15 protein-coding genes are annotated in these 18,758 nt (G+C 47.6%); 7 read left to right on the forward strand and 8 right to left on the reverse strand.

Annotated elements, in window-relative coordinates:
• Positions 1-12: 12 nt before the first annotated feature.
• A complete protein-coding gene (locus tag NG796_RS00225) occupies positions 13-1,566 on the forward strand; it encodes an AAA family ATPase (protein WP_261203904.1) in 1,554 nt (517 codons plus the stop codon).
• 39 nt (positions 1,567-1,605) lie between these two features.
• A complete protein-coding gene (locus tag NG796_RS00230; protein WP_261203905.1) occupies positions 1,606-1,917 on the forward strand; it encodes a hypothetical protein in 312 nt (103 codons plus the stop codon).
• Between the two features lie 393 nt (positions 1,918-2,310).
• On the opposite strand, the gene NG796_RS00235 is transcribed toward NG796_RS00230, so the two are convergent.
• Together NG796_RS00235 and NG796_RS00240 are read right to left on the reverse strand one after the other, a co-directional pair.
• Positions 2,311-3,489: a cysteine desulfurase family protein gene (locus NG796_RS00235; protein WP_261203906.1), complete on the reverse strand. Its 1,179-nt coding sequence runs from the start codon at positions 3,487-3,489 to the stop codon at positions 2,311-2,313.
• Between the two features lie 204 nt (positions 3,490-3,693).
• Positions 3,694-4,095 (reverse strand): hypothetical protein, encoded by a 402-nt coding sequence (locus NG796_RS00240; RefSeq protein WP_261203907.1) that lies wholly within the window; start codon positions 4,093-4,095, stop codon positions 3,694-3,696.
• A 480-nt stretch (positions 4,096-4,575) separates the two neighbouring features.
• On the opposite strand from NG796_RS00240, the gene NG796_RS00245 reads away from it, so the two are divergent.
• Entirely contained in the window at positions 4,576-6,240 is a 1,665-nt protein-coding gene (locus NG796_RS00245; RefSeq protein ID WP_261203908.1) for a phospholipase D-like domain-containing protein, read from the forward strand.
• Between the two features lie 272 nt (positions 6,241-6,512).
• Here NG796_RS00245 and NG796_RS00250 read toward each other — a convergent pair whose 3' ends face one another.
• Positions 6,513-7,517, reverse strand: coding sequence for an RNA polymerase sigma factor, RpoD/SigA family (locus NG796_RS00250; RefSeq protein ID WP_261203909.1), 1,005 nt, complete (start codon positions 7,515-7,517; stop codon positions 6,513-6,515).
• A gap of 1,764 nt (positions 7,518-9,281) precedes the next feature.
• On the opposite strand from NG796_RS00250, the gene NG796_RS00255 reads away from it, so the two are divergent.
• Positions 9,282-10,832: a hypothetical protein gene (locus tag NG796_RS00255; protein ID WP_261203910.1), complete on the forward strand. Its 1,551-nt coding sequence runs from the start codon at positions 9,282-9,284 to the stop codon at positions 10,830-10,832.
• Between the two features lie 109 nt (positions 10,833-10,941).
• On the opposite strand, the gene NG796_RS00260 is transcribed toward NG796_RS00255, so the two are convergent.
• The 4 genes from NG796_RS00260 to lipB form a co-directional block, all read right to left on the reverse strand.
• Positions 10,942-11,625, reverse strand: a complete 684-nt coding sequence (locus tag NG796_RS00260; protein ID WP_261204147.1) for an ABC transporter ATP-binding protein — start codon at positions 11,623-11,625, stop codon at positions 10,942-10,944.
• Positions 11,626-11,921: 296 nt separating this feature from the next.
• Positions 11,922-13,103 (reverse strand): FtsX-like permease family protein, encoded by a 1,182-nt coding sequence (locus NG796_RS00265; protein ID WP_261203911.1) that lies wholly within the window; start codon positions 13,101-13,103, stop codon positions 11,922-11,924.
• 464 nt (positions 13,104-13,567) lie between these two features.
• A complete protein-coding gene (locus NG796_RS00270) occupies positions 13,568-13,927 on the reverse strand; it encodes a hypothetical protein (RefSeq protein WP_261203912.1) in 360 nt (119 codons plus the stop codon).
• Between the two features lie 354 nt (positions 13,928-14,281).
• Positions 14,282-14,998 carry a lipoyl(octanoyl) transferase LipB gene (gene lipB, locus NG796_RS00275; RefSeq protein ID WP_261203913.1) on the reverse strand — a complete coding sequence of 239 codons (717 nt, stop codon included), beginning with the start codon at positions 14,996-14,998 and terminating at the stop codon, positions 14,282-14,284.
• Positions 14,999-15,782: 784 nt separating this feature from the next.
• Between lipB and hpf the strand changes: the two genes are divergently transcribed.
• Positions 15,783-16,424, forward strand: a complete 642-nt coding sequence (hpf, locus tag NG796_RS00280) for a ribosome hibernation-promoting factor, HPF/YfiA family (protein ID WP_261203914.1) — start codon at positions 15,783-15,785, stop codon at positions 16,422-16,424.
• Positions 16,425-16,541: 117 nt separating this feature from the next.
• On the opposite strand, the gene psbA is transcribed toward hpf, so the two are convergent.
• On the reverse strand, positions 16,542-17,624 hold the full coding sequence (gene psbA / locus NG796_RS00285; protein WP_015149763.1) for a photosystem II q(b) protein: 1,083 nt from the start codon (positions 17,622-17,624) through the stop codon (positions 16,542-16,544).
• A gap of 285 nt (positions 17,625-17,909) precedes the next feature.
• Between psbA and NG796_RS00290 the strand changes: the two genes are divergently transcribed.
• Both NG796_RS00290 and NG796_RS00295 read left to right on the forward strand, forming a co-directional pair.
• The gene (locus tag NG796_RS00290; RefSeq protein WP_317619246.1) at positions 17,910-18,071 is read left to right on the forward strand and encodes a hypothetical protein; all 162 of its coding nucleotides are present in this window, start codon (positions 17,910-17,912) and stop codon (positions 18,069-18,071) included.
• Positions 18,072-18,382: 311 nt separating this feature from the next.
• Positions 18,383-18,757 (forward strand): hypothetical protein, encoded by a 375-nt coding sequence (locus NG796_RS00295; protein ID WP_261203915.1) that lies wholly within the window; start codon positions 18,383-18,385, stop codon positions 18,755-18,757.
• The last annotated feature ends 1 nt before the right edge of the window (position 18,758 follow it).

Consider the following 18,758-nt stretch of genomic DNA (forward strand, 5'->3'; position numbering starts at 1 on the left):
ATGGAGGACAACATGAGTCAGGTTAAACTTCCCCAGGCGATCGCCGAAATGATGCAGGGAGACTTTTACCCCCATCCGGTGCAAAAACCCATCATCTTGATACAAACCCACGCTTCATTTCTGTTGCTGACGGGGTACTATGTTTATAAAGTCAAAAAATCGGTTAATTTTGGCTTTTTAGATTACTCCACTCTGGAAAAACGCCATCATTTTTGCTTAGAAGAGTTGCGATTAAACCAACAGATTGCCCCTCAGCTCTATTTGGAAGTTGTGGCAGTAACTCAAAACGGCAGTCACCTAGAACTGAATGGCAAAGGGGAACCGATTGAATATGCATTAAAAATGCGGCAGTTCCCTCAAGAAGCTTTATTAATTAATCAATTTGAACAGGATCAAATCACCCAAGAACAAATGGAACAATTAGGCAAAATTGTGGCTGAGTTCCATCAGCAAACGCCGACGAGTGATTATATTAAACGTTTTGGAACTGTCGCTAAAATCCGGGAGGCGATCGAAAATAATTATCAGCAATCTCAAGCCTATATCGATGGACCCCAAACCCGTCAGCAATTTGAAGATACTAAAGCTTACAGCGATCGCTTTTTTGCTGAACGGTACTCTGACTTTGAGCAGCGAATGCAAACGGATAAAATTCGTGAATGTCACGGGGATTTACATTTAAAAAATATTGCCCGATGGGATGATCAGATTCTGCTCTTTGATCGCATTGAATTTAACGAAGCCTTTCGATTTGTGGATGTGATGTATGATATCGGCTTTGCCGTCATGGATATGGAAGCCCGGGGACGGCAGGACCTCGCCAATGGGTTTTTAAATACTTATTTGGAACAAACCGGCGACTGGGAAGGGTTGCAAGTGCTATCATTATACTTAAGTCGTCAGGCGTATGTCCGCGCTAAAGTGACCTCGTTGATGTTAGATGATGCCAACATTGCGGAGGATGAGAAGCAAAAAGCATGGCAAACAGCCGCCGATTATTATCAATTAGCATGGCAGTACACCCAACCTCGCCAAGGGCGATTGATTTTAATGTCTGGTTTATCCGGTTCGGGAAAAAGCACGATCGCCCGACAATTGGCTAGAGCAACTGGGGCGATTCATATCCGCTCAGATGCAGTCCGAAAGCATTTGGCGGGGATTCCCCTCCAATCTCCGGGGAGTAGTGAGATATACAAACCAGAAATGACCGCCCAGACTTATGCAAGATTGTTGGAGTTGGGGATAAGGGTAGCAAGTGAGGGATGGACGGTGATTTTGGATGCCAAATATGACCGGCAAGGGTTGCGCAGAACGGCGATCGCTGCTGCGAGAGACGGTAAATTGCCCTTGGCGATTTTGCATTGTACCGCCCCGATCGCTGTTTTGCGCGATCGGCTCAATCACCGCCAAGACGATATCGCCGATGCCACTGCGGATCTCCTCGACACTCAGCAACAAACTGCCGAACCGTTTTGTGAGGACGAACTTCCCTACGTTACATCCCTCGACACTACCGGCGATATCGAGGCTCAATTAAACCCACTTATCACCCACATCAATTCCTAATTTTACACCTTTCCACCTCTCCCAATTCGGAGCAATTGTATGACAAACTTGCAAGATAAAAAAGCAACAGCAACTTTCAAAAAACCGCCCAAATCACCCAAAGAAAAAGGAATATCTTTTGGGGTTAAAATGTGGATATTTTTTATGGTGATGTTTGGTTTTTTGGGGTATTCCACTCCTTTGAGTATTTTATTTGGAGTGGTTGGGGGTGTAGCCGCAGGATTCATCTATGCCTGGTGGCATATTACAGATATCCCCGAGAAAACCCTGGCCTCTGATGCCCAAAAAACCTTGGCTTATGTGACGGAGCAACACTCTAAAATTAAAACTAATCCCAAGTCTAAAAAATAAAAACTATCCCGCATTTTTCACTATCCCTCATTCGAGGAAAATCTCTATGCAATCAACGCCAGAGGTCTTTAAAAGCGTTTATACAGAACACCCCTACCCCTTCAAGGTTCGGGTATTCCCGATGAAGCCTGTGCAGGCGGGCTAGTCTATACCAATGACTTTTTTTTAGCGGATTGGGTATCACAACTCAAAGTTTTAAGGTGAACAATCGACCCTATAAACATGATTTTTACCTGGCTTGATTATAGACTTTTTATCAATTTTTAAAAAGCCCTTCTTAAAAAGAGGACTTGCGGGGATCAATCGAGAATTTTACCAAAATTCTAAGGTTTAGGGTTGTACAAAATCCTAGTTTTCTCCGTTTAAAAAGGCAGAAAAAATCACCCCGAGAAATTAAAGTCTAGCTAAGGCTAATTCGGGCATTAGTCGGGCTAAAACTTGCTTGAGGACTATTGCAGTCCAGTCAATATCGGCTGCGGTGGTGTGTCGTCCTAGGGTGAGGCGCACAGCAGCGGTGGCTTCCGTGGGACTGTATCCCATTGCTAATAAGACGGGACTGGGGTTGAGTTTCCCGCTACTACAGGCGGATCCGGAACTGATGGCGATTCCTGCGAGGTTCATTTGACGGACGATCGCCCTGCCGGAGATGGGGTGACTCCCTCGACTATGAGCATCCTCCCGTAGGCAGAAACTAACATGGTGCGGTAAGCGGTGTAGCCGATCGCCCGTTGGGATGAGTTCCGGGGTATCTGCCAATAAATCAAACAGGCGATCGCGCAATTGAATTAATCTCGGGGTCTCCGTTGGCATTTCTTCCATTGCTAATTCTGCTGCCACCCCAAATCCGGCGATCGCAGGTACTGCCTGAGTCCCCGATCGCCGATTCGATTCTTGTCCCCCTCCCGTCAGCAAAGGAACCAGTTCTAACCCTTCCCGGACATACAGCGCCCCCGCCCCTTGAGGACCATAAATTTTATGACTAGAGAGGGAGAGAAAATCCACCGGCAATTCTTGCACATTCACCGGCAATCGCCCGACAGCCTGCACCCCATCCACATGAAATAATACCCCAGCAGCGCGAGCGATCGCCCCCAATTCTTGAATGGGTTGCACCGTTCCTACTTCACTTTGTCCATAAATCACCGACACTAACACCGTATTTGAGCGTAGGGCAGATTTCAGGTCCTCGGGATTCACCCGTCCCAGGCGATCGACCGGCAACCGCGTCACCTGCCATCCCCATTGCTCTAGCAACTCTGCGGTTTTACTCACCGCCGAATGTTCCACATTAGAAATAATCAAATGCTGGGGGGTTTGATAGTGACGAGTCACCCCAATGATAGCCAGGTTGTCCGCTTCCGTTCCTCCCGCCGTAAAACTGATCCCCTCTGCGGGTGCATTGATGAGACTTCCGACCTGCATTCTAGCCTTTTCCACCACCGTTGCCGCTCTTTGTCCCCATTCATGAATGCTCGAAGGATTGCCCCAATTTTGGGTGAGGGCGTCTTGCATGGCGGCGATCGCCTCGGGTCGCGTCGGGGTGGTGGCGCTGTAATCTAAATAGATTTGCATGAGTTACTGAGCTTGAGGATAAGCCGCTACAGGGCTAATCTCTCGTGAGCCTTGATCCAGCAGCGACTGAGGGAGCGATCGCCTCTTCATCGGTCTAAGAGCCTGACTCCATAACCCGGTAGAACTGGCGATCGTCACCTAAGCAGTTTATCAATCTTTTCATAAGGTGCGATCGAGAATTCACGCTCCATTCCCTCAGCACCCTTAACTCCCTGGCTTGCACACATTGTAATCTTCATGTGACAATACCGATTCGGGAATCGTAACATTCCCCTCCTCTCGGCAGATCATCCGATAGTTTCGGGTAACTGGGATGCTGATAATGCAGCGATTGTGACGGAGGCGCTTTCCGCCAAACTCTCGATAATTTCGCCGTTCATTGAGTCCCTCAATAATATTTCGGGCTTTGTGAACCACGTAATCGGGTAACTCTCTCAAATCAATCGGGTCATGGTCAAAAGACGCTTCCCATTCCATTTTTTGCTGTCGTTTTTCCGCCAGCGAACGTACCGCTTGCTCCTCGGCCTCTTGATCTTGGGCGCAACGGTGACAAACTTGACCATAACCCTTGTGACCGCATGGAAAGATTTTTTTTCTTCTCGGCATAAAACACTGGTGTTGGTTTGTCTGGCCCAAACCTCCAACTTCAACTCGCGATGAGAGCTTATCCTCCACCCATAGCCTCTGGTCCATGCCAACTGTTTCCCGTTGCACGAACTTCTTCAGTAAGCCATAGATTCGGATGTTACCCTCATCCCCGAGTCGAAACCTAATTTCGGCCATATTTCTATGCCATCACCAGACATCCGTTAAGTCAACCAAATCCCTGCACGTTCAACGGATGAATTGAACCTTTAAAAATTTGTTGACATGGATCCTCCCCTCGAAAGGGTTGAATAACCAATCCTGAATGCTATGATGCCGGACAAGGAGGGCGAAGACGATGGACAAATCTTTTTCAACAGATTGCAATTCTACCATGCGTTAACCCTCCCTACTCTCCCCCAATACTTTTTCCTAAAGTCTCCCCCATCTCCCAATTCTCCCCCATCTCCCAATTCTCCCCCATCTCCTTTGTCGGGTCTTATGCTCCTACGGCTGATCCTACTAAAAACCCCACAATCCCCTAGATTCTTAGCCCTTCTTCGGGCGCTGCTTCTGCTGACCCTGGGCCTGAGCGGAAGCGGTTGCAAAGAAATTCAACCCATCCTCCATCGACTTCCACCCCTGCCGCAAGATCCCTTTGTAGCGGTTTATTTTAACCAGAATCAGGTCCTGGAGTACCCAGAGCCTTACCGAGGGATCACTCGACCGGGGGATAATTTAGAACAGTTAATTGTAGATACAATCACGGGCGCGACATCTACGGTGGATGTGGCAGTTCAGGAATTGCAGTTACCCCACATTGCCCAGGCCCTCGCGCTTAAGCATCAGGCAGGTGTTAAGGTCCGGGTGATTTTGGAAAATACCTATAACCAACCCCTGAGTGAGTTGACAACGCAGGAAGTTGCCCGTTTGGATGAACGCAGCAAAGCTCGGTATGAAGAGTGGCGTCACCTAATTGATCGCAACGAGGATGGTTCCCTCAGTCCAGAGGAAATCGCCCAAGGCGATGCGTTAGTCCTGTTAAAAAATGCTGGAGTGCCGAGAATTGATGATACGGCAGATGGTTCCAAGGGCAGCGGGTTAATGCACCACAAATTTGCGATCGCCGATGGTCGCACGGTGATTGTTACTTCGGCTAATTTTACCACCAGTGACATCCACGGAGATTTTCTCTCAGATACCAGTCGGGGCAATCCTAATAATTTACTCAAAATTGACAGTCCCGAATTAGCCGGTTTATTCCAAAAAGAGTTTAACCTCATGTGGGGGGATGGCCCAGGCGGTAACCCGGATAGTCTCTTTGGAGTGCAAAAACCCTTTCGCCCCAAGCAGTCAGTAAATTTGGGGGCCAGTTCCGTGGGGGTGCAATTTGCCCCGACGGGGGCGCGAGTTCCTTGGGCGCAGAGTGTCAATGGGGCGATCGCCAATACATTGAACCGAGCTACTCAATCCGTGGATCTCGCCCTGTTTGTATTCTCAAAACAGCAGTTAAGCGATACACTGTACGCGCGTCATCGCACTGGGGTCCGGGTCCGTGCTCTGATTGATTCGAGTTTTGCCTATCGCAGTTATAGCGAAGGGTTGGACATGATGGGGGTGGCTTTACCCAATCAAAATTGTCAGTATGATCAGGGCAACCAACCTTGGTCTACTCCTCTGGATACGGTGGGGGTTCCCCAGTTACCTCCAGGCGATCGCCTCCATCATAAATTTGGCCTCTTGGACGATCGCATCGTAATCACCGGGTCTCATAACTGGTCCGCCGCCGCTAATTCTCGCAATGATGAGACCCTCTTGGTCATTGATTCTCCCCTCGTTGCTGCCCATTTCAAACGAGAGTTTGAACGACTGTATAGTACCGCTTATTTAGGGTTACCCACCCACCAAGAGGCCAAAATCCAACAGCAGATTCAGCAATGTGGCTCCCCCAGTCCGGTTCCCGCATTATCTCCATCAGCGCGAATCAATGTGAATCGAGCGACTCAGCAGGAGTTAGAAGAGTTACCCGGAATTGGCCCTGCTTTAGCTGCTCGGATTATTGCCACCAGACAGCAGCAACCGTTCACTTCAGTGGAGGATTTGCAACGAGTCTCCGGCATTGGTCCCACTCTATCAGAACGCTTACGCGATCGGGTTACATTTTAAGCGGAGGGAACCCCACCCTAACCCTCCCCTTGCCAAGGGGAGGGGACCGGAAGTGTACTTAATAATAAGGCAAATCACCATGAGCGTAAAAACCCTCCTCTTGTAAGTCCCCCAATTCTCCCAATTCTCCCCCATCCCCCAATTCTCCCAATTCTCCCCCATCTTCCCCATCCCCCATCCCCCAATTCTCCCCAAAAAAACACAGAAGGGGACCTTCAATCGATCCCCTTCCGCATCTTCAACGCCAATAGCCCAGTGCTATTAGCCATAGATTAACTGGCTAAATACTCTTGGACATTCGCTCGTCTGCGCCGCAGGTGCGCGAGAGCTTGATGTTCTAGTTGGCGCACTCGTTCGCGACTGAGATTAAGCTTTTCGCCGACTTTAGCTAAGGACAATTCCCGGCCATCTTTCAGCCCAAATCGCAAAATAATCACATCGCGCTGCTGAGTGGTGAGTTCGGCCAAAAGGCTCTCTAAGTCTTCCCGCAGCAATTCTTGAGTGATGTAATTTTCTGGAGAAGCTTCTGCATCCTCTAAGAGGTCTTGCAGTTCGGTGTCCTGGTTATCTCCCACTCGCAGATCCAGGGAAACTGGCTGACGTGCCATTAACAGATATTCCCGAATCTGTGCCGGTTCTAACTCCAGTGCTTCGCCAATCTCGGAAGGAGAAGGACTCCGCCCTAAATTCTGGGTGAGTTCCCGTTGCACTTTCTTGATTTTGTTGAGTTTCTCGGTGATGTGAATGGGCAGGCGGATGGTGCGCGCTTGCTGGGCGATCGCCCGAGTAATCGCCTGACGAATCCACCAGTAGGCATAAGTGGAGAATTTATATCCCCGCATCGGGTCGAATTTCTCTACACCGCGCTCTAATCCGAGGGTTCCTTCTTGGATCAAGTCCAAGAATTCGAGGTTGCGCTTCTGGTATTTCTTGGCGATCGCCACCACCAGGCGCAGGTTCGCCTCAATCATTTTTTGCTTGGATCGCCGACCGATTTTGACCAAGTTCTTGAGCTCTGCGACGCTTTGTCCAACCGCCTCGGCCCATTCTTCTTCCGTAGGTTCGCGTTTGAGCTTCTTTTCTAGCGCTTCTTTGGCTTCTAAAAACGCCATCATTTGCTGCACTTGCTTCCCAAAGACAATTTCTTGCTCATGGGTCAGCAGTGGCACACGACCAATTTCATGTAAATACGAACGAATGGTATCCGTAGAATCGCTTTGTCGTGCGCCCATATAAGTTTGCTTAACAGTCGTTGGCCGAGATTTGATTGTGGGCATTTTGCAGTTCTCCAAACGAAATACATTCTTATGCGTAGCAAGCACTCGCCCCACTCAACGGGTAGCATTTCGCGGTTTGGTCTCACTGACTGGGTTACATCCTCCTCGGGATTGGGGTCAGCGCCTTACAGATGCCTGTTCGGGGGGGCTTCTTCGCTGCACCAGACCGGGGTGATGCCTAGTCAACTCAAAGTCGTTATGATTTTGACTTCTTCTATCTTATGTCAGATCTACAATTGAGTAAAGGGTTATTGAGATGAAAGTCAGTCCTGGTCACATTAAAGTTTCCTTAATATTCCCGTTTCCCGGGTCAACGAGGATTTGAGCGGTCCAATCTAAGGGAAGTGAAAGACGAGGGATTAAAGATTTCAACTGAGAAACTAAGGGATAGGCTTTAACCCTGAAACCCTCTAGGATCGCGTTTCTAGTTTTAGGTCTTTTGTGCCAATCTACTTCCACGATATTCTCCTCTATTTACAGATCGTGCACCCTTTCACTCGCTTTTGACAGCGTGTTAAGCAGGGCAATCTCCGTACTTTTAAACCCGGGTAACCGGGGGGTTTCCCCCACTGAATGAGAGAGCTTGCTACTTGGTAGACTGAGTTTACCATCTACTTTTCTTGACCTGAATCCTGCTGTGGGAGTAGGCAAGGGTATAAATTTTAGAAAAACTTTAAGTCTAGCTTCTTCGCAAATGCATACCGCTGTGAGTGTATGAGTCTCCTTTCCTTTTGGACTGGGTTTGAAGGTGTAGGGTTCACTCAAAGAGCATCTGTCCCTCTCTACAGAGTGATGTTCCTTCGTTAGGGGCAAGCCCCTATCTTCATGTTACAACAATAATACAAGTTTGGCAATCAGCAAAAACACTTAGAAGGGTAGACAGAAACCTACGCATACAGCGATCGCCGATTGATTTTTACAGCCAAAGCCTCTGAACAGAAGGATCAGTCTCAATGGTAGAATCCCTGATTTCTGCTGGCGAGCTTCAGGCTTAAACTTCTTACATCAGCTTGTAAACACCTGCATTCCTTTGGATAAAACGTCCTGCTAGAGAGTTGATCGCGTGAGAAACTCTCTATACATGAGTTTACCCAGGTTCTCCCGAAAAAACTACACCGATCGCCATCAACTAAAATGATATAATTCATCTAAAATACTTGTGAATCAAAAGAAAAATTTATCAATCCCGCTTGAAAAAGGAAAACAAGAGGAAAAAGCAGAAAATAACCTCTATCTATTGGCATAGATTTTCCTAAAACAACCCTTGTAAACTTGAGATTTAACTTTCCACTACTCCCCAAAACGACCGATGAGATACCTAGTCCTTTCTCTCCCCTGTCGGTATAGAGGGTAGTAGGGTAAGTTCCCTAGGGTTTCTCAGGCAGATATCAATCCCAATGCAGAAATCTGTCCTAGCTTCTTTTGACAGGCATTACTAACTGGATGGTCTAGTTCCTGGATCCTCTATTATGACTAGGTTGCGGTTCTTAAGCCAGTTTTAGGTCGTGTTATCCCGAGAACCCATACGATAGGGGATCAAAAAGGGCACTAATTCACTAGACTTTAGACCTTTGCGAGGGGATCTAGTCCCGAACCATCAGGGGCCGTGCTTTGTGGGTCACGGGATGGAAGATTTTAGGCTTTGGAGTTCCCGTAAACCGCCCTTGGACTTAGCCAACCCTAGGCGATCGCCTCAAGTCCGGTTAAAAAATCTAAAATGGTATGATGCTCTTGTCTTAAATCAATCAAAGCCTTGAATCATCTGTGAAACCAACCATTGGACTAATTTTTAAGGCGGTGCAGGAATTGGGGCGGTGGGTTCTGGTGAAAATCTGGAGCCTGCTGGTTAACCTGTTTTGGCTGGGGATTCAGTTGATTGAATTGTTGCTGTGGGTATTTTCAGAACTCCAGATGTGGATACAGCGATCGCTCAGGGAAGTCAAGCAAGCGATCGCCCAGAGAGATTTCCTGATTTTACTTTCTCCCTTCAAATGGCTACTGCTGGGGATTTGGCAATTCGCCGTTCAAAGCTTCTGGGTGTTGCTCCATTTGATTGAATTGATGGTCTGGTATATGACCCATTTGCCAACATTAGCCCGAACCGTTCCACCCTTGGGAAATTCTATGGGTAAGTCGGGCGTTTCTAAACCCAGGATACAGTCAATTCCCCCGGAGAATCCACCGAGGAAGCAACAAGGGAGAGTACCCCAAGATTTATATCGCGCGATCGCGGTAATTGCCATTGGCCTAGCGGTTCTTCCTTTGGTAACATTCATCCCCTTTCCCCATCCCTTTGAAGGCAGTATTTTGGTAGAAGAACTGAGCTTTAGATATGGAGAATCACCCCAAAGTTTTGTTTTATTTGAAGAAATCACTGGATTGGATCAGATGGCGATCGCTGGGAAACAAAGCTTCACGTTAACCGGACGGTTTGAAAATGCCACCGATCCGCGCTTAAATCGCTTATCCAGTCTCACAGTTGATCTAACCGCTGCCGAGAGTGCATGGGAAATCACGCCAGTTGAAGGCGACTTTCCGAGTGAACTGACCCTCAAACGCTTGTGGGTACGACAACATACCTTAGTCGAACAGTTCAGTTACGATCGCGATCGTCTCCAACTTGTCTTACAACCGGCAATTCGCCCCAATGTGCTAGAACTTGACTGGGGTAATCAGCCGTTGCAAGTGAGTTTACGAGGATATCAAATTACCGAACTTCAGTCGGGGAGGAGTCGCCTCAACTCCGATACTCCTTTAGAATTTACTTGGATTCCCGAGAACAAAGAACTAACCTTAACCTTGAGAGATCGGGCGGCGATCGCGGCGATCGTTCCACAACCCTCGCCTCAGTGGATACCAGGTAATCTGAATGTTGAAGATGTGCGATTTTACCGCACCCGAAGAAGACCAACAGATACAGATACAGATACAAATACAGATACACCAATAATCCACCAGTCTACTGCGATCGCTGGTCAGATACGGATGGCAAGGCAATCACTTCAAATATCACAAGACGATTTTTTGAAGGGAGAAACAGCAACGGACTTAGAGATTCAAAAACTTGATAGTCTTGCATTTGTCCCCTCTAGTCCCGAAGAAAATCCTAAAACAGGCATTCAAATTGGATTTTCAGGAACTGGAACCCAGATTCAAGTCGGTCCCGAACTCACTGTTTCGGCAGATCACATTCAGGGTAACTTCTTGAATCAATGGTTCTCTCCAGAGACTTTGTTAGCCTTGATTCCAGTCTGGATAGTTGGGTTGGGTTTGTTCATCTATTGGGGGGTTAATAATTTTTCAAAGATTTGGTGAATTGGGGCTAAAATCAAGCCAAAGCAAAGGGAGCATTTTGCTCCCTTTGCTGAATTCTCAATTCTTCTATAGAGATACCGGATTAAGATGGGCTCTATATTACCTCAAGCTAGGCGGACGTAGGCTTTTGCAATTCTCCATCTTCCAGATAGAGAATGCGATCGGCCACATCCAGAATACGCGGATCGTGAGTAACCATGAGGACGGTACTGCCTCCCTCTTTTGCCAATCGGCGAAGCAGTTCGATCACGGCATGACCACTATGAGAATCTAAAGCTGCCGTAGGTTCATCCGCCATAATCAACTGAGGATGACCCGCTAAAGCGCGGGCGATCGCCACCCGTTGTTTTTGTCCCCCGGATAAATCCCGAGGTAACTGATGAACCTTCGCTCCCAACCCGACTTGTTCTAAAAGATGCTGCGCTTCCAGGTGAGCATTTCGGCCCCGAATTCCTTTCAAATTTAGCGCAACTTCCACATTTTCTGTTGCAGTAAGTGCCGGAAATAAATTAAAACCTTGAAAAATAAAGCCAATATTATCTCGGCGAAACCGGGACAATTCAGCCCGGGACATCCAGGTAATTTCTTCCCCGAGTAATTTCACCGTTCCCGAGGTTGGGGTGAGCATCCCAGCCAAAATTGAGAGCAAGGTCGTTTTGCCCGAGCCCGATGGTCCCATCAACAGTTGAATATCTCCAGGACGGACTTCTAAATCAATCCCTTTGAGGGCATGAAACTCTTCGGAACCAGACTCGAAGACCATCTTGACGCCTCTAGCTTTAATCGCACCCATTGTTGTCGGTGCTGCCGCTGTGGATGCGACGACCGAGGGCGCAATCACCTGAGTGGAGAGATTTCCCATAGATTCATTAAAGTTTAGTGAAGCAGTCATTCGTCTCAATGTTTAGTGAATATGCTATAGACGGTAGGCTGTGAGAACAAAACAATCCAGATTTAGAAGTTAACAGGATGCCCGATCGCATTCTGGCAGTTGTCCGTCCCTCTACTCTCATTGTCTGTGCCACTTTTAAAATCGGCATCCCCCAATCGGTCTGAGTAATTATGCCCAATCTTCCCCATAATTGCAACCTACGCTTTAAAAACAATCGCTGGATCGACTCGATTGATTTTCTGAATGGCAAAAATTGCAGAAGATACACACATGACCACCGTAATCCCAAATACCCCCACAGCCGTTGCCGGTGAAATCAAGATGGTCAATCCTTGCGCCGCCAGCGCCCACGATTGGATCCCCCAGCACAGCAGCATTCCTGGCAGGTATCCTAACACAGCCATCCACAGCGCCTGTTCAATAATCACCCCATAAATCACGCTCTGGGAAGCACCCATTGCCTTCAGAGTTCCAAATTCTTTAATGTGATCCGAGACGGAAGCGTACAGAATCTGTCCGACAACCACCATACCGACCATCACCCCCACCCCGGCCCCCAAACTCAGCACAAAGCCAATTCCCGTCCGTTCTTGCCAATAAACGCGGTTGAGTTGGGCCATTTCTTCCTGGGTATAAGCGCGGGTATAGGGCAATGCATCTTGCAGTCTCTCTTTGAGTTCCTGCAAATTTTCTCCCGGTTCAGCTTTCACCAAAATATAGGTGATGGGATCATCCTCTCTTAAGGGTTTGGGAGCCTCTTGTTCTTCCGAAGCCGCCTCCTCACTAGGACGAGTCGTGGTGAAGGCATTGGCATTATCTAAAGAAGAGAAAATATAGGGACTCGCCACAATTGATTGAGTGTCATGGGTGAATCCCACTACCGTGGCGGAAAAAGCCCCGACTTCCACTTTGTCCCCGAGCCATGAGACCTTGAGGGTATCAAAGCTCGCTTCATCCACAAACATGGTGTAGGGTTTTTCGAGGTCGCTTAAGCTGCCTCTGACCATCTGCCCTGGTACAAAGAGTTCCGCATCTGGGTCAAATCCAAACACCCGAACATGATTGATATGCCCGGTTGAATCTCGCCACAAGGTCCCCTGAACGATCAGCGCTTCCGCCTGGGCGACCCCTTCAACCTTTTGAGCCTCACTCAATCGCTTGTAGGGCATATGGAGGGTCATTTCTAAGGTTTCCATATCCTGCGAACTGACCCAAATATCCGCTGGAGAATAGTCCACCAGTAGGGCGGTTGAGCGCATGACCCCTTTGAAGATGCCAGTTTGGATGGTAATCAAACTGACGGCAAACATGATGCCTGCTTGAGCGACCAAAAAGCGCGGCAGATCTTCAAATAGGTTTTTTCGGGCTATTGAAGGCATATCAAAAGAATGATGATAAACAAGGGTTAGGTAACGGGGGTTGAGTAACCGAGGATGGGGGATGGAAAGAGAGAATAAAGAAATTTTCTCGGTAAATTGTGAATGGAGAAGTCTAAATTTCTTTTTCTTTGTTCCCTGGGGGTTAAATCTATTTAGGGCAAAGTGGCTATTCCTTACTTAAGGGTTGATGATTTAGAAATCCCTCGGCTTGTTTGTTATTGTAGTCGTGAACTGGAGGAAGTGCTACCCATTCTTTCTGGCGGAGGGTGAATTGGTTTTCAGTCTTTTCACTGGAATCGATTGTTCGGAGTGGGGTCAAGGTTTGATAAAGGACATTGCTTTTGACTGGGGGGAATATTAGGAATTAGGTTATAGGGCGATCGCTTGGCGATCGCCCCGGTAGTTGGGGATTGGGGTTTGATTTAATGCTTTATCTTGCTATTATAACGCAAAAAATCTGGGGTCTAAAGGAATTCTTTTAAAAACTCAAAGGCTTGCTCATCCCAACAGGGTGCGGGAGAGAGGAAGCTCAAACAAAGAAGAACATCCGCTTGGATGGCTTCGATCTCTTCGTCCTCGAAGAGTTCGGCTAAGGCTTGAGTATCTCGTTCTTTGAGGGCAGACAAGGGTTCGGCTGCCTCGGTGAAGAAATCAAAGGAATGGGCGGTAAAATCAGATCTCGGGCTATTGAGGTCGGCTAGGGTTTGAATTTGGCTCGGTAAAAAATCCCGCCATGTTCTGGATGGTTTTGAGACTGCGGCCTTTTTACTAAATTCAATGAGTTGGGCGAGAAAGGGATCCCTGGAGTTGGTAGATGAACTCATAGTTGGGGAAGGGATTTTAAAATTCCCGCGCTTACCCTGAATCAGGTGCGCGGATGTGCAATCAAACTGATGGGAGAGTGGCTCAAGAGAGGGAGCGACAATCATAGGCAGTCATTGGCAATCGGAATGACAACCCGGTTGATCGGCTGGGGAATTCTTTATCCTTTCTTAATGTTTAAAGCGCGATCATCAGCTCTCGGGGAACAGGCGATCGCTCCCCGGGTAACCTGGCTTTGACGATGCCGCCGCCTCGGACTGGATGGATAAATGTCGCTTTTCGCTTATCCTCTCTGAGTTTTTTGTGTTGATGCACCCCTAAAAAGAGCGATCGCACTCGTTCTGTGTCGATCTCTTTTAAATCTGCTCGGCCTGTGTAGGCAATTTTAACTCACTCAATTCAACGGCAAAAGTATCCGCAAACGCTGTGGCGATTTGCTGACGCACGCGATCGGGGTTAATCCCCTCTACAAATTCCGCCAAGCTCCCCACGGGTTTGTTGGCAATTCCACAGGGGACAATTTGCTCGAACCCTTTCAAATCCGGGCAAACATTGAGCGCAAAACCGTGCATGGTAATCCATCGACTGACTTTAATACCGATCGCCGCTATTTTTCGCCCCTCCAGCCAAACTCCGGTCAACCCCGGAATGCGATCGCCCTTTAACCCATACTCTGCCAACACCTGAAGAATCACCCCTTCAAGCTGCCGTAAATACCAGTGCAAGTCCATCTGGTAATATCGTAGATTCAAAATTGGATAACCCACGATTTGACCGGGACAATGATAGGTAACCTCACCCCCACGCTCCACCCGATGCAATTCCACCTCGCTACAAGTGGGGTCAAACTTGAGAAATTCTAAACTCGCCCCTTTTCCCAAGGTATAAACCGGAGGATGTTCCAACAAAATGAAGACATCCTCTAAATCTGGGTTTGACCTTCGGGCACTCACTAAAGACTGCTGCCAGGCCCAAGCTTCCTGATAAGGGAGGCGATCGAGATTATAGAACCCACAACGCCGCCGAGGGGAACTGATTTCAACAGGATTGGCTAGACTTTTACTATATATCATCCAAAAAAGCAAGGGGTTTTTGGTAGAAATTTAGACAAATATCAGGTTTGGAATCCGGACAACTACTATAGCCCAGGGTAGCGGGATTGTCATTGCGTAACGTATTGCAACGAATTTTAAAGAGATAACAAAATTCGGTGTAATTCTCAATACAAGGTGGTAGTGTGAAAGGTAAGGAGTTGAATTGCAGCACAGGAGAGGTTTCCCAACAGCCATCTATTTATAGAACCTACAACACCATTGAGTTGACTGTTCCCGTAGGCTAAGTGGCCTTGTCCCCGAGGACAAGATTTCTGGAATCCTCCCACTCAAGTCTCCAAAACTTACAATTTTGGATCTTGATTGCTATAATCATCTTCAATTATGGACAGAACCTGCTCACCAACTGGCACATTAGACTTTAAAGCTCGTGCCATCGCAGTTGATGACGAGTGATCCACAGTCCCAGGTGACTCCGGTGACTGAAAGGCGATCGTTCTACCCAATTCCCAACCGCGATCCCTGAAAGAGCTGCCGTAATCTCGGGGCAACTCAGGGCAGAGTAATTCCACCCTTTCAAGCGTAGTCAACCTTGATAAGTTTTGGCTCCGTTCTTAAGCGAGCGAAACGCCAAAAACGGGCAAAAGAACTAATGTTAGGAAAGCGGCATTACCCGCCCCGCTTTCCCTCCGTCTATTTTCTTAGAAATCAGGCTTGGAGATGCGTATTTCGCTTTTTTGATCACCCCTCCAAACCCTAACATCTAAAACCTTAATACGATGGAGTCTTCAGTGGGAAGATTGATATGAAGCTTGTTATCCACGGCAAAAATATTGAAATAACCGAGGCCATTCGCGAGTACGTCAACCAAAAGGTTGAAAAAGCAGTGAGTCACTTTCAAAATTTGACCACAGAAGTAGACGTTCATCTGTCCGTGGCAAAAAATCCTCGGAACAATTCTAAACAAACTGCTGAAGTCACCATTTTTGCAAATGGTACGATCATTCGCGCTGAGGAGAGCAGTGAAAATCTGTACGCAAGCATCGATTTAGTCGCTGATAAAATCGCTCGCCAACTGCGTAAGTACAAAGAAAAACGTCACGCTCAGAAAGTTCAAGCGCCAGACACGCTCAATGAAGCACTTCTCGAAGAGCAACCCCTTGTCGAGGATCTGATCGGCGAACGCACCCCCGAACTTCCAGGGGAAGTGGTGCGAACCAAATATTTTGCCATGCCTCCGATGAGTGTTCTCGAAGCCTTGGAACAACTCCAACTCGTGGATCATGACTTCTATATGTTCCGCAATGCCGACACGGGTGAAATTAATGTGATTTACGAACGCAACCACGGCGGTTACGGCGTTCTCCAGCCCCGCAATGGCAATGGTAACACCAAAAACGGCAAAGCAGCGGCGATCGCCAGCAAAACTAATCCGGCCAAAGTTTAACATTTCTTGGATTAGTCCCGAGATTGGTGGGTGAATAAGTGATTCAACCTAACTCTGTCTAGCCCCAAACAAAAAGCGCCCCCAAATTGGAGGCGCTTTTTTTAATCTTTTATCAGATTAACCATTGATAGAAGGAGCAGTCAAAGCAACGGGAGTTGCTTCACCAGCAGCCAAATCGAGGGGGAAGTTGTGAGCATTACGCTCGTGCATCACTTCCATACCCAGGTTAGCGCGGTTAATCACATCAGCCCAGGTATTCACAACACGACCAGTCGAGTCAATGATGGACTGGTTAAAGTTAAATCCGTTCAAGTTGAAAGCCATCGTGGACACACCCAAAGCGGTGAACCAGATCCCCACAACCGGCCAAGCAGCTAAGAAGAAGTGCAAAGAACGGCTGTTGTTGAACGAAGCATATTGGAAGATTAAACGACCAAAGTAACCGTGAGCGGCCACAATGTTGTAGGTTTCTTCTTCTTGACCGAACTTGTAACCGTAGTTTTGAGATTCGGTTTCAGAGGTCTCACGAACTAAGCTGGAGGTCACCAAAGATCCGTGCATCGCACTGAACAAGGAACCACCGAACACACCGGCAACACCCAACATATGGAAGGGGTGCATCAGGATATTGTGCTCAGCTTGGAACACTAACATGAAGTTAAAGGTTCCAGAGATACCCAAAGGCATACCATCAGAGAAAGAACCTTGACCGATCGGGTAGATCAAGAACACTGCCGAAGCGGCTGCAACAGGTGCAGAGTAAGCAACGCAGATCCAAGGACGCATCCCTAAGCGGTAAGAGAGTTCCCACTCACGACCCATGTAGCAGAAGATGCCGATGAGGAAGTGGAAAATCACGAGCTGGTAAGGGCCACCATTGTAGAGCCACTCATCCAAGCTGGCTGCTTCCCAGATGGGGTAGAAGTGAAGACCGATGGCATTAGAAGAAGGAACAACCGCACCAGAGATGATGTTGTTTCCGTACAGCAAAGAACCGGCAACGGGTTCGCGGATTCCATCGATGTCCACAGGAGGAGCGGCGATGAAGGCGATGATGTAGCAGACAGTGGCGCTTAAGAGGGTGGGGATCATCAACACACCGAACCAGCCGATGTAGAGGCGGTTTTCGGTAGAAGCGACCCATTCGCAGAAGCGGTCCCACAGATTGGCGCTCTCGCGCTGCTGTAATGTGGTGGTCATAGTTTTATGATTGCTATTGGTTTGTCGAGGTAGTTATGATGTTTTTAGATTAACGGCTTTGTAACGATTTGTAAAGGGGTTGAGACCACAGCAATTCTGATACGTCTGATAAGCATGACTTATTTACTCTTTTCTATACATAGGTGGGCTTGGGTAGAGAACCGCCAGTCCCCAAAAGTTGGGATAACCAATCAAAGCTAAGGGAAAATTTTTTGATCAGCGAAGGAGTAACTGATATTGATCGCTCAGCCCCATTCCCTGAGCATACGCAACTCCCAGGAGTAGATGGGAGTAGAGTTGGGATTATGGCAGGGGACCTATCAAAATCAAAACCTATTGTGGTTACGCGGGTGGGATTTGGAAGGGAATCTGTTCTTGATTGGTTCAAAACGCTCTGAAGAGGAAAAGCAGCGAGCAGAAGCGGCAGAAAGCAAAGTGGCAGATTAGCAGAATGCCTGCGATCGCTAGGAATTGACCCGGATGCGGAGGAGGATATCTAAGGCGATCGCCCGTGCATCTGTATGAATCCACAAACCCAAAGGGATCCCGATTGGGAGCGCTTTTTTATTCAAAACTTCGATTGAACCGAAATTCCATGATACATCCTTACTTTTAGATGAATCCTACCTTATCAAAATTTTTCCGCAGATAGACTTTGGAATTGGTGGATTTTTGTGAAGTTAATAATTAATTAGACCGTTTGTATGTGATATAATAAGAAACTGTAAAAGTATAAAGTTAGACCTCTCAAAATACTCATGAAAATCAATCCAATATTCCAGGGTTTGAGCTTATTATCCCTAATCGGACTGATCGGCTGTACTCAACAGACAACGGGCAGAATTTGCGAATATACACCGGCTGCGGGCCAACCCAACCCATTAGGGGAACAAGCGAGTTTCAAGGTTCGAGAACAAGAGGGAAATACGGTTTTTACTTATCAACCGGACCCAAGTGAAATGCTAGATCAGACGATTGAACTCTCAGGGAGACGAGAGTTAACCTATCGAAATACGGACTTAGATACGGCCCGAGTCATATTGATTCAAAACCCAGCACACTATAAGCGACTGATTGATAAAGAAAGCAGCCAAGATTTTGCGGCGGTGAATGAAAGTTTGACCTGTCGGTAAG

The sequence above is a fragment of the Laspinema sp. D2d genome (genome assembly GCF_025370755.1).
Lineage (GTDB): Bacteria > Cyanobacteriota > Cyanobacteriia > Cyanobacteriales > Laspinemataceae > Laspinema.